This is a genomic window from Corallococcus aberystwythensis, from assembly GCF_003612165.1.
Taxonomy (GTDB): domain Bacteria; phylum Myxococcota; class Myxococcia; order Myxococcales; family Myxococcaceae; genus Corallococcus; species Corallococcus aberystwythensis.
Map to the genome: position 1 here is coordinate 1 of NZ_RAWK01000262.1, position 13,756 is coordinate 13,756.

General features: G+C 72.7%; 12 protein-coding genes. 6 read left to right on the forward strand and 6 right to left on the reverse strand.

The window, feature by feature from the left end:
• Positions 1-46: 46 nt before the first annotated feature.
• Complete coding sequence (locus D7W81_RS32750) at positions 47-1,021, forward strand: NADPH:quinone oxidoreductase family protein (RefSeq protein WP_120559337.1); 975 nt, start codon at positions 47-49, stop codon at positions 1,019-1,021.
• Positions 1,022-1,040: 19 nt separating this feature from the next.
• Here D7W81_RS32750 and D7W81_RS32755 read toward each other — a convergent pair whose 3' ends face one another.
• The gene (locus D7W81_RS32755) at positions 1,041-1,457 is read right to left on the reverse strand and encodes a hypothetical protein (RefSeq protein ID WP_120559338.1); all 417 of its coding nucleotides are present in this window, start codon (positions 1,455-1,457) and stop codon (positions 1,041-1,043) included.
• A gap of 393 nt (positions 1,458-1,850) precedes the next feature.
• On the opposite strand from D7W81_RS32755, the gene D7W81_RS32760 reads away from it, so the two are divergent.
• The gene (locus D7W81_RS32760) at positions 1,851-4,862 is read left to right on the forward strand and encodes a non-ribosomal peptide synthetase (protein WP_158621743.1); all 3,012 of its coding nucleotides are present in this window, start codon (positions 1,851-1,853) and stop codon (positions 4,860-4,862) included.
• A gap of 20 nt (positions 4,863-4,882) precedes the next feature.
• Here D7W81_RS32760 and D7W81_RS32765 read toward each other — a convergent pair whose 3' ends face one another.
• Positions 4,883-6,154, reverse strand: coding sequence for an endonuclease/exonuclease/phosphatase family protein (locus D7W81_RS32765; protein WP_120559340.1), 1,272 nt, complete (start codon positions 6,152-6,154; stop codon positions 4,883-4,885).
• Positions 6,155-6,442: 288 nt separating this feature from the next.
• Here D7W81_RS32765 and D7W81_RS32770 point away from each other — a divergent pair, with 288 nt between their 5' ends.
• Positions 6,443-7,555, forward strand: a complete 1,113-nt coding sequence (locus tag D7W81_RS32770) for an XdhC family protein (RefSeq protein WP_120559341.1) — start codon at positions 6,443-6,445, stop codon at positions 7,553-7,555.
• A 112-nt stretch (positions 7,556-7,667) separates the two neighbouring features.
• Positions 7,668-8,255 (forward strand): nucleotidyltransferase family protein, encoded by a 588-nt coding sequence (locus D7W81_RS32775; RefSeq protein WP_120559342.1) that lies wholly within the window; start codon positions 7,668-7,670, stop codon positions 8,253-8,255.
• On the opposite strand, the gene rpiA is transcribed toward D7W81_RS32775, so the two are convergent.
• The 4 genes from rpiA to D7W81_RS32795 form a co-directional block, all read right to left on the reverse strand.
• Entirely contained in the window at positions 8,230-8,937 is a 708-nt protein-coding gene (rpiA, locus tag D7W81_RS32780; RefSeq protein WP_120559343.1) for a ribose-5-phosphate isomerase RpiA, read from the reverse strand. The two genes, D7W81_RS32775 and rpiA, sit on opposite strands and share 26 nt — an antisense overlap.
• A gap of 27 nt (positions 8,938-8,964) precedes the next feature.
• Positions 8,965-10,152, reverse strand: coding sequence for an AI-2E family transporter (locus tag D7W81_RS32785; RefSeq protein WP_120559344.1), 1,188 nt, complete (start codon positions 10,150-10,152; stop codon positions 8,965-8,967).
• A gap of 120 nt (positions 10,153-10,272) precedes the next feature.
• Positions 10,273-11,310 (reverse strand): TPM domain-containing protein, encoded by a 1,038-nt coding sequence (locus tag D7W81_RS32790; RefSeq protein WP_120559345.1) that lies wholly within the window; start codon positions 11,308-11,310, stop codon positions 10,273-10,275.
• Positions 11,304-11,930 (reverse strand): hypothetical protein, encoded by a 627-nt coding sequence (locus D7W81_RS32795; protein ID WP_120559346.1) that lies wholly within the window; start codon positions 11,928-11,930, stop codon positions 11,304-11,306. Before D7W81_RS32795 ends, D7W81_RS32790 begins: the two co-directional genes overlap by 7 nt.
• Before the next feature lie 154 nt (positions 11,931-12,084).
• Here D7W81_RS32795 and D7W81_RS32800 point away from each other — a divergent pair, with 154 nt between their 5' ends.
• Together D7W81_RS32800 and D7W81_RS32805 are read left to right on the forward strand one after the other, a co-directional pair.
• Entirely contained in the window at positions 12,085-12,438 is a 354-nt protein-coding gene (locus D7W81_RS32800; protein ID WP_244227576.1) for a VOC family protein, read from the forward strand.
• Positions 12,439-12,558: 120 nt separating this feature from the next.
• Positions 12,559-13,756, forward strand: a 1,198-nt coding sequence (locus tag D7W81_RS32805; RefSeq protein WP_208721558.1) for a hypothetical protein, incomplete at its 3' end; no start/stop codon positions are given.

A 13,756-nucleotide genomic window follows, 5' to 3' on the forward strand; every position in this document is an offset into this window, starting at 1 on the left:
TGTATAAGAGACAGGGCTAGCGTCCCGCCCCCGGGAGGCGACACACATGCGCGCGTTGCAGCTTCAGCGGCTGACGGGGCCGGAGGGCCTGGAGATGGTGGACGTCCCGGAGCCGGAGGCCGGGGACGGGGTCCTCATTGATGTGGTGGCGGCCGGGGTGAGCTTCCCGGATCTGCTGCTCACCCACGGCCAGTACCAGATGAAGCCGGAGGTGCCCTTCGTGCCAGGGGTGGAGGTGGCGGGCGTGGTGCGCGCCGCGCCCGCGGGGGCGCGGGTGAAGCCCGGCGACCGGGTGATGGGCTTCTCCTTCACGCTGGGCGGCTTCGCGGAGGCCTGCGTGGTGGCGCCGGAGCTGGCCTTCCCCATTCCGGAAGCGTGGAGCTTCGAACAGGCGGCGGGCGTGGTGATGAACTACCACACGGCGCACTTCGCGCTGCACCGGCGCGGGGGGCTGCGCGCGGGGGAGACGGTGCTGGTGCACGGCGCGGCGGGCGGCGTGGGCACCGCGGCGGTGCAGGTGGCCAGGGGCGCCGGGGCGCGCGTGCTGGCGGTGGTGGGCGACGAGCGCAAGGCGGAGGTGGCGAAGCGCGCGGGCGCGGACGCCGTCCTTCTCTTGAAGGACTTCCCCGCTGGCGTGCGCGAGGCCACCGACAGCCGGGGCGTGGACGTGGTGCTGGACCCCGTGGGCGGCGACGTCTTCGACAAGAGCCTCAAGGTGCTGGCGCCGGAGGGGCGGCTGCTGGTGGTGGGCTTCGCCAGCGGCCAGATTCCGTCCGTCGCGGTGAACCGGCTGCTCCTGCGCAACGTCTCCGTGGTGGGCGTGGCGTGGGGCGCCTTCCTGATGCAGGCGCCGGAGCTGACGGGCGCCATCGCGAAGGAGCTGGAGGCGCTCGCGGCGCGCGGCATCGTCAACCCGCTGGTGGGCCGCGTCTTCCCCTTCGAGGACGGAGCGAAGGCGCTGCGCGAGCTGGAGTCGCGTCAGGCCGTGGGCAAGGTCGTCCTGAAGGTGAAGGCCGGCTGAAGGCCGGGGGCGCCTGGCCTCACTCCCCTAAAGGAGGCAGGGGCGAGGGTGTCCCCGCCTCGCGCTCCAGGACGTCCGCGGCGCGGGCGTCCCGGGGCAGGCCGAAGCGGGCGCGTGAGCACATGAGGAGCTGGCCCGCGTAGACGCTGTCCGCCAGCGCCTCCGCGTACCGGCCGTGGGCCTCGCACAGGCGGGCCCGCTCATCCACCAGGCGGGCGAGGATGCGCGCCTGCTCCGGATGGGTGAAGAGGCCGACGACGGAGCGCGCGTCGAAGCGGGCGAGCGTGTCGTACTCCATGCCCAGCGTCGTGGTGCACGCCTCGCGGATCCGCTCCAGGCACGCGTCCCACGAGGCCCGCGTCCGGGCGATATCCGGCACCGAGCGGCCAAGCTCGCGCACGGCGTTGAGCAGGAAGGCGTGTCGTAGCGAAGGCATCCGGTTCTCCACTACAGCCCAGCCCACCTGAATCATCCAGCGAGTCAGGTGGGTGTGGCCCCACCCAAAGGGATCAGGCCACACCCACCCGCGCCGGGTTCGCGCGCGGCGGCGGCACACCCCCACGGGAAAAAGACAGACACCGGCACCCTGCCGTGGCGGCACGCGCCCGCATCGGTCCAAAGATATATCCAGACAGGAATGACATACACCCGGTGCGTGCGTCCCTTGAGAGAGACGGGGGCGCGGATGACCCGAGCGCGGGTGTGTCGCAAGCAAGACGCCGCGTGTATCACCGCGTGGTTCCCACTTATTGCGCGCACGCTGCCAGTCTTTAGACTTTCACGCGCGAAGCCCCCCGCCACGCGAGTCACCACATCCAAGGAATGCACCATGGCCCTCTCGTCCACGCTGCGTCTTCCCCCGACCGCGGAAATCGCCTTCGGAGCCACGGTGCTGAAACAGCCGGAGCTGCTGCGCCGGGCATCCCGGGTGGCACGCCGCCTGCGCGCCGAGTGGAACGTGCAACCGGGAGATCGCGTGGGGTTGATGGTGGTGCCCGGGCCGGAGGTCATCCCGGCCATCCTGGGCATCTGGATGGCGGGCGCGGCCTACGTGCCGTTGGATCCGTTCCTCCCCGACGAGCGGCTCTTGCGCATCCTGCGCGACGCGGGCCTGCGCGGCGTGGTCACCCAGCGCATGCACCGCGTCTCCGTGGGGCTCCTGGAGACGTGGCTGGGCACGCCCCTGCCCTTCCTGGAGGCGGATGCGACAGCGGCGGACGGCGTGGAGGACGCGGAGGCCCCGGACGCCGGCGTCATCGACGCGCCGCCGGACCGGCCCGCCTACCTCATCTACACCTCCGGCAGCACGGGTGAGCCCAAGGGCGTGGTGTGCACCTTCCGGGGGCTTGTGAACCTGGTGCACGGCGTGGCGCCGCTGTTGGGCCTGGGGCCGGACACGCGGCACCTCCAGTTCGCCAGCATCAACTTCGACGCCTCGGTGTGGGAGGTGTTCCCCACGCTGTTCGCGGGCGGCACCGTGGTGCAGGGCTCGCGCGAGGACCTGCTGCCCGGCCGGCGCATGGCGGAGTACCTGCGCCAGCAGCGCGTGACGCACCTGTGCCTGCCGCCGTCCGTGCTGGGGCAGCTGGGGCCGCACGTGGACACGCTGCCGGACGTGGCGTGCGTGGTGCTGGCGGGCGAGCGCTGCCCGGCGCCGCTCGCGGAGCGGTGGCACGCGTCCGGCCGCCGCGTCTTCAACGCCTATGGCCCCACGGAGGGAACGGTCTGCGCGACCGCGTACCGGGTGAAGGGCGGCGAAGCGCCCGTGCCCATCGGCCAGGCGCTGCCGGGCGTGCGCCTGCGCGTGGTGGGGCCAGACGGAAAGGACGTCGCGGAGGGCGCGACAGGCGAGGTGTGGATTGGCGGCGAGGGCGTGGCGGAGGGCTACCGCAACCAGCCCGAGCGCACGCGGGAGCGCTTCCCGACGGATGCGGCGGGAGCGCGGTGGTACCGCACCGGCGACGAGGCGGTGCGGCGCGCGGACGGGGCGCTCCTGTTCCTGGGCCGGATGGATCAACAGGTGAAGCTGCGCGGCTTCCGCATCGAGCTGGAGGCCATCGAGCAGGCGCTGTACGCGTACCCCGGCGTCGCGCAGGCGGCGGTGACGGTCTTCGAGCACACGGACGCGCAGGGCCAGACGACGGGCCTGCTGGTGGCCTACCACAGCGTGCAGGAGGGCCACGCGGTGGAGCTGGACGTGCTGCGCGCGCACCTGGGCGTCGTGCTGCCGGACTACATGGTGCCGCACCGCTTCGTGGAGCTGCCGCGCCTGCCGCTCATGCCCCACCTGGGCAAGGTGGACCGGCAGGCCCTGCCGCCCCCCGCGGACTGGGTGGGCGCCCCGGCGTCCGAGCCTCGCGCCGCTCCCGCGACGCCCACCACCCCCATGGACCGGCTGTGCCGCGCCTTCGAGCGGGGCCTGCGCGCGGCCCCGGGCACCGTCACGCCCACCACGCACTTCTTCCAGGCGGGCGGTGACTCGCTGGGCGTGGCGCACGTGCTGGCGCAGGTGGAGGAGGACTTCGGCGTGTCACTGCCGTCGCGCCGCGTGTACTCGCACCCCACGCCCCAGGCGCTCCTGCCCTTCTGCGAGGCCGGCGCGGCCCCGGCCGAGGCGGGCCCCCAGGGCGTGCGCGCCACGCTGCTCACCGACGCGCGGTCCGCGGCCCTGCCCCTGCTCACCGTGCCCGCGCTCGTCACGCAGCCGCCGCGCACGCTGCTGCTCACGGGGGCCACGGGGTTCCTGGGCATCCACCTGCTGGCCGCGCTGGCGCCTCGCGTGGAGCGCATCCACTGCCTCGTGCGGGCGCGCGACGACGCGGAGGCCGGCGCGCGGCTTCGCGCCACCGCGCGCAAGTACGGCGTGCACCTGCCCTGGCGCGACGGGCGCATCCAGGCGGTGGCGGGCGACATCACCCGCACGCGGCTGGGCCTGGAGGCGTCCGTGCATGACGCCCTGGCGCTCCAGTGCGACGCGGTGGTGCACTCGGCCGCGAGCATCAGCTACATCCTGCCGTACGCGGATGCGGGCCGGCCCAACGTCGCCGGCACGCAGCAGGTGCTGGAGTTCTGCGCGCACGGCCGCGCGAAGCCGCTGCACCATGTCTCCTCGCTCAGCGTCCACGGCGCGGTGGGCACGCTGCTGGGGCTGGAGGAGGTGGACGAGGACTTCGCGCTGGAGCGCTCGCTGGACCTGATGGTCTACGAGAACGGCTACACGCGGGCCAAGTGGGTCGCGGAGCGCGTCGCCGCGGACGCGCGCGCAAGCGGCCTGCCCGTCAGCATCTACCGGCCGGGCTTCATCCAGGGCCACAGCCGCACGGGCATCGGCAACGCGGACGACATGCTGTGCCGCCTCTTGGTGGGCAACGCGCAGCTGGGCATGTCGCCGGACCTGCCGGACAAGTACTGGCTGCCGGTGCCGGTGGACTACGTAGCCAACGCCACCGCGCACCTGGTGCTCACCCAGGCCCCGGGCGGCACGTACAACCTGGCGCCGGAGCGCGAGCAGGAGCCTTCCCACAACGCCCTCTTCGACCTGCTGGGCGAGCACGGGCACCCGGTGCGCCGGGTGGCCCCCGCGGTGTGGCTGCGGGAGCTGGGACGGGTGGGGCCGGACAACGCCCTCTTCCCGCTGGTCGCGTTCCTCCGGGAGAAGGTCTACCACGGCACCCGCACGGTGCTGGAGCTGCACCACCGCACGCCGCGCGTGCGCACGGACCACACCCGCGCCGCGCTGGCGGGCACGGACCTCCAGTGCCCGGACATCGACTCGGCGCTGGTGGGCCGGTACGTGAAGGACCTGTTCGCGCGCCCCCGCTGCGCGGCCATCGCCGCGTAGCGGGGACGGGGCTTCAAGCCTCAGTGGTGCGGCGGGGCCTTGGGGTGCCCGTCGGTGAAGCGGTAGTGGGCCACCACCGGCTGGTGGTCCGACGACTCCGTGGAGCGGTCCACCTCGAAGAGGACGGGGGCCAGCGTGCGCGTCGCGTAGAAGTTGTCGAAGCGCTTGCCCGTGGCGTGCACCACGCCGTGGCTGTCCGGGTGCGAGGTGAGCGTGGCGCAGTCCGCGATGTCCTGCAGGCGCCACCACGCGGGGCTGTGCTTGGGAATCTGGCCGGAGCTCAGCTCCTGGCGGGCGTGATGCGGCGTCGTCAGCGAGTGGTCCGCCAGCCGCACGCGCACCGTCGTCGCGTGGCACACCGTCTCCGGCAGCTCCTGCTCCAGCGTGTGGAGTTCGTGGCGCAGGCGCGGGTCCGAGATGTTGCCCACGCCGCGGTCGCCCACCGTGACGTTGTGCATGTCGTCGCCGTAGCGGAGGCGGAACTCCTCGATGGTGTCCGTGTCGTCGTCCTGCTTCGAGTGCAGCAGGTGCGCCACCAGCCACGAACCGCCGCGCTTGATGGCGGTGTTGGCGTTGAAGTCACCCAGCACCACGGCGGGGACGCCTTCGCGCCGGCGCAAGAGCGCGTTGAGCTGGCGCAGGTTGAGGGCGTTGATGGCCGAGTCCCCCAGCGCGTGGTGCAGGTTGTAGAGGTAGAGCGGTTGGCCCTCCACCTCCAGCTTCACCCACAGCACGCCGCGGTCCTCCACCAGCTCTCCGGCGTAGCCCTGGCGCGCGATGGCGTCATTGCGCTCGGCGTCGGTGAGGACGTAGGTGAAGTGCGCGGCGTCCACGATGGGGTGGCGGCTCAGCCAGGCCTTGCCGTTCACCAGCCGCGTGCCGTCGTCGCCGTCGTTGCCCTGATAGACGAGGTGGAAGCCGAAGCGGGACGCGAGCAGCACCGACATGGGCACGCCCGCTTCCTGCAAGCCGATGACGTCCGGCATGCGGTCCTGGGCCTCCAGCTGGGTGAAGTACTCCAGCAGCGCCTCCTGGCGCTCGCCGCCCATGAGGATGTTGTAGCTCATCACCGTGAGGCCCGGTCCCCGGGCCGCGCGTGGCGAGGGGTGGTGCACGATGAAGGTGCGGCCGTCTCCCAGCCGTCGCTCGCTGGCGGGCAGCGGCACGGATTGGAAGTCCGGCAGGGTGAGGGTGGGGTCACGCTTCGGCAAGACGTCCTCCTGCCCGCCCGGCTTGCGGCCGAGCAGGTGTCCAACGGCGGGCAGGTGCTCCAGCACTTCGGGCATCTTCATGACGCCCTCCCCTTGCTGGGGCGCCAGGCCCGCGGGGTGCCATGAGCAAAGGGGAAGCGATGTCGGGCGTCATGCCGTCGCGCTGTGGATTCCACCGAGCCTCCATCTAGAAGTCCTCCCTCAAGTTCGTGGCGGCAGGCCACGTCCGCCAGCGTCATGCAGTGGGCGGGCGGTCGGCTGGATGGCTGCCCTGCGTGCGCCGGGCATACGGGGCGCGTTGGAGGGTGCACATCCGTCCAATGCGGATTCGGCCCGGGTAGAAGGTATGGGTGGTTAGATGGATGGGCGATGAAGGAACTCGATGACCTCCTGCGGGCATGCGGGCGCGCCTCCGGTCCGGTGGTGATGGCGACGGTGGTGGCGGTGGCCGGTTCGTCGTACCGGCGCCCGGGCGCCCGCATGGTGATGGGCCCGGATGGCTGGCTCGCGGGCGGGGTGAGCGGCGGGTGCCTGGAGGGCGACCTCGTGCGCAAGGCCTTCTTCTGGACGTCGGAGGGGCCGCGCGTGCTGCGCTACGACACCACCGGCGACAACGCCGAGGACGAAGGCGGCCTGTCCTTCGCGCTCGGGTGCAACGGCGTGGTGGACATCCTGCTGGAGCGCTGGGAGCCCGGACCGGGTGACGCGCTCGGCTTCGCGGCCGAGGCGCGCAAGCAATCGCTGCGCGCGGTGGTGGCCACCGTGTACCGGGGACCCGCGGAGAGCGTCGGTGCACGGCTGATGCTGCGCGAGGACGGCGTGTCGGCGGGAAGCCTCACGGGCGCGCTGCTCGAACCGGTGCGTGCCGCGGCGACGGAGGCGCTGGTGCGCGGCGTGCCCTGGAGCGGCGCGTGCGGGGGCGCGGAGGTGCTGGTGGAGGTGGTGGAGCCGGCGCCGCCGGTCGTGGTGTTCGGCAGCGGCTTCGACGTGGCGCCGGTGGTGGCGCGCGCGCAGGGGCTGGGGTGGCACCTCACGGTGGTGGCGGACCGGCCCGTGGAGCTCTTGCGCCGCAGGTTCCCGCAGGCCCAGGCGCATGTCGCGTCCCGGGCCAGCGAGGTGCTGGAGAAGGTGCCGCTGTCCGCGCGCAGCGTGGTGCTGGTGATGACGCACAGCCTGCCGCAGGACCGGGAGCTGCTGGAGCGGCTGGTGCCGCTGCCGGTGCGCTACCTCGGGGTGCTCGGGCCCCGCGCGCGGACGGACCGCATCCTGCGGGAGCTGGCGCGCACGCCCACCGCCCCGCAGCTGGAGAAGCTGCACGCGCCCATGGGGTTGGACCTGGGCGCGGAGGGCGCGGATGAGATCGCGCTGTCCATCATCGCGGAGGTGCAGGCGGTGCTCGCCGGACGCGACGGGGGACGGCTGCGCGAGCGGCAGGCGCCCATCCACGCGGATGCCACCGCGCCGGAGCGCAGGTCTGCGTGAGGGGCCGCTCCCACGAGGCGTGGAGGCTCGCACCCGATGCGGCGGTGGACAGCCCTGTCGGGATGCTTCCCGCGCCCCCCGCGCATGGACCGGCGCGCGAGCGGAGGCGGCATTGACCGTCGCCGTGGTGGTGCTCGCCGCGGGCGGTTCGTCACGGCTGGGGCAGCCGAAGCAGCTGCTCCGTCACGAGGGCACGTCGCTGGTGCGGCGCGCGGCGGAGCGGGCCCTGGCCGCGAGCCCGGTGGTGGTCGTCGTCCTCGGTGCGCGGCGCGAGGACGTCGCCGCGGAGCTGGACGGGCTTCCCGTGCGGTGCGTGGACAATCCGGACTGGGCGCTGGGTCAGGGGTCGTCGCTGCACGCGGGCCTGCGGGCCCTGCCCTCGGACGTGGAGGGCGCCGTGCTGATGCTCTGCGACCAGCTTCGCGTGGACGCGGCCCACCTGCGCTCGCTCATCGCCACGTTCGAGCACACGCGCGCGCCCATCGTGGCGTCCGCCTACGCGGGCACCCGGGGCGTCCCTGCCCTCTTCTGCCGCGCCCTCTTCCCCGAACTGGAAGCCCTGCCTCCCACGGACGGTGCACGCAGGCTCATGGCCCGCGACCCTTCGCGCGTCGTGGAGGTTGCGCTGCCCGGCGGCGAGGAGGACGTGGACACCGCCGAGGACGTCCTGCGCCTCACGCGCCCCGGACGCGGTGGGTGATGCCCTCCGGCCCGGCCACCACCAGGTCCGTGGCCAGGTTCAGGAACAGGCCGTGCGCCATCACGCCGGCGCGGGACTCCAGCTTCGCGGCCAGCCCCGCCGGGTCGTTGATGGGACCGAAGTCGCAGTCCAGCACCACGTTGCCCTGATCCGTATGGTACGGCGCTCCGTCCAGCGCGAGCCGCACCACCACGCGCGCGCCCAGCGACTCCAGGAACAGCGCCTGCGAACGCCAGCCGAAGGGCAGCACCTCCACCGGCACCGGCCACTTCGTGCCCAGCCGGGGCGACAGCTTGGGCGCGTCCACGACGATGATCTCCCGGCGGCTGGCCTGTGCCACCACCTTCTCGCGCAGGAGCGCCCCACCCCCGCCCTTGATGAGCGACAGGTCCGGCGCCACCTCGTCCGCGCCGTCGATGGTGAGGTCCACCACCGGGTGCACGTCCAGCGTGGTGAGCGGCACGCCCAGCGACGCGGCCAGGGCCTCCGTCGCGCGTGACGTGGGGACGCCCACCACGTCCTTCAACGTCCCGGCGGCGAGCAGCGCACCCAACCGCCGCACCGCGTGCGCGGCCGTGCTGCCCGTGCCCAGCCCCACCACCATGCCCGGCTGGATGAAGTCCACCGCGCGCTCCGCCGCCGCGCGCTTGAAGGAGGCCGAAACAGTGTCGTCGGAAGTCATCGGAGGCTCGCGGAAGGGGTGTGGCTTTCAGTGCGGCGTCCCAGGATGCCCGGAGTCGCCAGGGGGTGCACGCCGCGCTTCCCTCCCCGGCGGCGCGAGTGGACCCGCCAACAGTGCTTCGTCCGCGTTTCCCAGGCCGGAAGGCAGGGCCCTCGCGAGGCGCCGCTCGTGCTTCCAGGCCTTGCGCCGCTCGCGCTGCACCTCCGTGAGCAACACCTGCGCCGCCGCCGCCGCCGGCACCGCGAGGATGACGCCCAAGAGCCCCGCGACGGTGCCGCCCACCAGGGCCACCAGCGAGATGAGCAGCGGGTTCATCTTGATGGCGCGCCGCTGCACCAGCGGACTGAGCAGGTGGGATTCAATCTGCTGGTAGACCATGAACACCGCCAGCGCGATGAGCGCGCGCTTCGAGCCCACGGACGCGAGCGTCGTGACCGTCACCAGCAGCGCGGTGATGACGCTGCCGATGTACGGGATGAGCCCCAGCACCATCGCCACCAGGCCCAGCGGCAGGAAGTACGGCACGCCCAGCGCCAGGGACATGCCGGCCGTGAAGGCCCCGCCCACGCTGACGATGAGCAGCGTGCCGACGAGGTAGTTGCCCACCGCCTCGCGCATGCGGCCCACCACGCGGCGCACGCGGGGACGGCTGCGGGGGCGCACCCAGCCCAGGATGCTCGCGTAGAGGTCCTGGCCAAAGAGCAGGCCGAACACCGCCAGCGCCAGCACGGTGATGCCCGCGCCCATCAACTCCAGGGTGGACGACAGCACGGTGATGAGCGGCTTGGCGAGCACCCCGGGCTCCATGCCGAGCGCGTCCTGCGGATGCGACAGCACGCCGAAGTGTTCATCCAGCTTCCGCACCCACGGCGCCTGCGTCAGCTCCGTGAGGAAGCCCGGCGCCGCCTGCACCAGGTGCTGGAGCTGCTCCACCAGCAGCGGCACCAGCGTGAGGATGAGCAGGCCGGTGAGGCCCAGCAGGGTCAGCGCGATGAGCGCCACGCCCAGCCCCCGGCGCAGGCCCCATGACTGGAGGCGCCGCACGACGGGCTCCGCCGCGAGCCCCAGGAGCAGCGCCACGGCCAGCAGCGTGAGCACGGGCCCCAGCCGTTGCATGGCTGTCCCCAGCAACACGAGCAGCACCACCTGGGCCCCGACCGACCACACCGTCCGGGGTGGCACGTAGACGGGGAGCCCCTTGCGCGAAGCCTTCATGCCCCCAAGGTAGGGAGTGCTCCCCAGGCAGGCGACGGTCCCCCCCAGGCGGTCGCCGGGATGTCCGGTGCGAGACGCCGCCCGAGCGGGAGGCAGGCGGCCAGACAGGCGGCCGGTGCGCTACCAGGAGTCGCTGCTGTACGACGAGGAGGAGTCGTGGCTCCAGGACGAGGAGCCGCTGCTGGTGTCACTCGAGGACCACGAGCGACCGCCGCGGGACGTGACCAACTGATGGAAGGCCACCGCAAAGGCCACTATGGGCACGACACCCCACGCCATCAGGAAGCTAAAGAACAACAGCACCCACAGGAGCGCCTCCGGATGGACCAGCGCCTCGGGTATGGCGAATGCGCCCAACAGCGCGCCCAGGGAGGGGGCGACGAGCAGCGATGCTCCAAGGGTCTTGTGCTCCTTGTGGACCAGGTACCAGCCCAGGGAGAACACCCCCAGCGTCACGAGGTACGCGGTGAGGATGAGATCCCATCGCAGCTGGCTGTTCTCCGCGACGGCGATGAAAACGGCCGGCGGAATCACGCCCACCAGGACCGCCCGCACCGCGCCCCGGGCATTCCAGCGGTCCTTGCGAAGAAGCTCCCGCAGACCGCGTGCCACCGCCAGGGACGTCAGGATCAACCCGAAGAAGAACATCCACGACGCCCGGCGAGACCACCCGGGCTTCTCCACCTTCGGGGGAACCGCGCCCGCGGCGACCTCGGCGCGCACGCCGCCGATGATGGCCATCAGCGCCGCCTCCATCCGCCCCTCGCGCAAGAGCGGCCCCTGCGCGCGCAGCAGGGCGGTGGACTCCCCGTCCGTCAGGAACGGCTCCAGGCCATAGCCCACCTCCAGCCGTGAGCGCCGGTCCCCCCGCGCGATGACGAGCAGCAGGCCATTGTCACGGCCCTTCTCCCCGCCCTTCCAGGACTCGAAGACCGCGTGGGCGTAGTCCTCGATGGGCTGGCCCTCCGTGGTCTCCACGAGCAGCACCGCCATCTGGACCTGACGTTCGGCGCGCAGCTTCACCAGTGCCTGGGAGACGGACTCCCGTTCTCCGGAGGTCAGCATCCCGGATGGGTCCGTCACCGGATGCTCGATGATGGGTATCGCGGCCAGGGCCAGCATGGGCACCAGCAACGTCAGGAGGACGGTCTTCACCATGAGGAGACCTCCGGGGACAGCGGTAGAGAAGAAGGCAGGCCGCTCAGGCGCACCACCCAGCTCGTGGGGAAGGAAGCGGCGGAGGCGTTGTACGCAGCGGCCCGTTCGTCATAGCGGCGCTGCTCCACCGCCACGCGGTTGTCCGCTCCCGCCACCTCCGCGTCGCGGTTCAGGCCGGGCGTGAGCTGATCCAATCGCGCGCGCAGGGACTCGCGGCGCTCCAACACGTTGCGCACCTGGGCCCGCTTCTGCGCCACCTCCGCCAGCGTGGTGGTGAGGCCGTTGCGCACGACGAGTCCCGACACGGCCAGCACGCCCGCGAGCACCGCGCCCGCCCACGCGCCCTGCCGCAGCCTCGCGCGGCGCAGGCGTGACAGCCGCTCCCGGGCCTGGGCCTCGCGGGCCTGCTCCTCGCGACGGCGGGCCAGGGCCTCCAGCGCCTGGTCCACGTAGCGCGCGGGGATGTCCAGCTCCTCGCCGATGCGCCGCAGGTCGTCCGGGGTGAGCGTGTCCGGCGCGGCGTCCTTCTGCATCAGCCGCGTGGCGGTGGCGATGAGCTCGTTGACGTCGTCGTAGGCGACGGTGCCAGAGGCCTGCCTCGTGCGTGGCGCTTCAGCCATGACGCCGTTCCCCCTTCCGCCGCGGTCCGGTCCCCACCGGATCCGGCCCCGACGATAGGTCACTTCGTCCCGGGCCCGATATTGGCCCCACGCGTGCGTGGCGCCCGTCCACCGCTCCGGGCAGACTGCCGCGCCCATGGACAAGCCCCAGACAATGCGGTCGTTCGTGAAGCTGCTCGTGACGGATGCCCCGGCCTCCGTGAGCTTCTATGAAGGCCTCGGCTTCGAACGCATCGCGTCGGAGCCTCCCATCCTCCGCCTCCAGTGGGGCGGCGAGTCGGACGTGTACCTCGTGAGCCCTCCTCCAAGCCTGAAGCTGGAGGGACGAAAGGGCATGGGTGTGCTCGTGGGCTTCCGCGCGGGCTCGGACGGCGTGGACGCGGTGGCCGCGAAGGCGGCGGCGCTGGGCGCGCACGTGGAAGGCCCCACCGTCCAGCCCTGGTACACGCGTGAAGTCGTCGTCACGGACCCGGACGGCTACCGGCTCAACTTCATCGAACCCGCCTGAGGTCCGGCCTCCGTTTTCGCTCCGCGCCCTGCTCTCTTAAGGGGCGTGGAACGAACGATGGAATCAACGCCGTTGCGCGGACCCGGGAACGCCGCCCCACCACTTGATTGCCCCGGCGGCTTGGGCCAGCCTGTCCCGGCCTCCGTGAGCCCACCCCGCTACTTCGTTCCCCACGCCGCCAGCCCCGTCGAACCGGTGCCGTGCGATGCCTCGGAGGTCGTCCACGTCCTGGACGCGTTCCGCTTGGAGCCCGCGTACCTGGGCGAGCCCGAGTGGTTCGTCTGCACCGACGTCGTCGGCCAGCTCCAGCTCATCCCCGGCAGCGAACGCGCGCGGCTGCCCGCGTCCGTGCAGGCGCAGCTCACGCACCATGAGGTCGCCTCCGGCCGTCCTCCGCGCCGGCTGGCCGCGACGGAGCTGTTCTTCTTCTCGCCGGAGCTGGTGGAGCACCCCGCCGACGCGGACGGCTTCAACGACCCCGTCTACCTCTACGGCACGCTCACGGGCCCATGGCCGGGCAACGCCGTCACACGCGTGAACGGACAGCTCACGGTGACCCGGGGCGACGTGCTCGCGGGCTTCGCGCACGGCGCGCAGGACGCCTTCCACTACGTGAAGGACGCGGAGAGCCGCGACGTGCCGCGCGCGTACCATGCGCTCCTGCCGGGCGACCGCGCGGATCAGCTCGCGCAGGGACGCGGGCTCGTCCTCACCTACCCGGCGGTGCCCGCGGAGTTGCAGGCCCACCACGCGGCCAACGGCGCGCAGGTCGCGAGCGTGCTGCATGCGGTGCTCGCCCAGTTGCAGGAGGACGCGCACACGAACAAGGGGCCGCAGGCGCTCGCCGCGCTGGAGCTGCCCGTCGCGAGCCGCGCGATGGCCATCGCGGACCTGGAGCTGCGCGGCTACGAGGTGAAGGGGGACATCGCCACGCCGCGCCCCACGAAGGGCGGGCTGGTGGGGAAGCTCGCCGGCTGGCTCCAGGACGAAGCCGTGCGCGTGCCGCGGGAAGCGCCGCCACCGGAGTTCCTGGAGCTTGCGCGCCGCGTCCTGCCGCTCCTGCCGGGCTGGCCCACGGAGACGGAGCGTGCGCTGCGCGCCCATGTGCTCACGGGCACGCTGTCCCCGGGCACGCCGGTGACGCGTCAGACGGTGCCCCGCCCGTCCACGCCGCCCGCGTCCATCCCGCCGCGCCTGCCCACGCCGCCCGTGCGCTCCAGCGACTGGATGCAGGACTTCATCGGCGCGCACGGCAAGCCGGGCGGCGCGAAGCCGCGCCTCACGAACCTCCAGCCGAAGCCCGCGCCCCGTCCGGCAC

Bases quoted from the DNA above. Each gene is read 5' to 3' on its own strand.
- D7W81_RS32750 (WP_120559337.1), top strand. From the start codon at position 47: ATGCGCGCGTTGCAGCTTCAGCGGCTGACGGGGCCGGAGGGCCTGGAG.
- D7W81_RS32755 (WP_120559338.1), bottom strand. From the start codon at position 1,457: ATGCCTTCGCTACGACACGCCTTCCTGCTCAACGCCGTGCGCGAGCTT.
- D7W81_RS32760 (WP_158621743.1), top strand. From the start codon at position 1,851: ATGGCCCTCTCGTCCACGCTGCGTCTTCCCCCGACCGCGGAAATCGCC.
- D7W81_RS32765 (WP_120559340.1), bottom strand. From the start codon at position 6,154: ATGAAGATGCCCGAAGTGCTGGAGCACCTGCCCGCCGTTGGACACCTG.
- D7W81_RS32770 (WP_120559341.1), top strand. From the start codon at position 6,443: ATGAAGGAACTCGATGACCTCCTGCGGGCATGCGGGCGCGCCTCCGGT.
- rpiA (WP_120559343.1), bottom strand. From the start codon at position 8,937: ATGACTTCCGACGACACTGTTTCGGCCTCCTTCAAGCGCGCGGCGGCG.
- D7W81_RS32785 (WP_120559344.1), bottom strand. From the start codon at position 10,152: ATGAAGGCTTCGCGCAAGGGGCTCCCCGTCTACGTGCCACCCCGGACG.
- D7W81_RS32790 (WP_120559345.1), bottom strand. From the start codon at position 11,310: ATGGTGAAGACCGTCCTCCTGACGTTGCTGGTGCCCATGCTGGCCCTG.
- D7W81_RS32795 (WP_120559346.1), bottom strand. From the start codon at position 11,930: ATGGCTGAAGCGCCACGCACGAGGCAGGCCTCTGGCACCGTCGCCTAC.
- D7W81_RS32800 (WP_244227576.1), top strand. From the start codon at position 12,085: ATGCGGTCGTTCGTGAAGCTGCTCGTGACGGATGCCCCGGCCTCCGTG.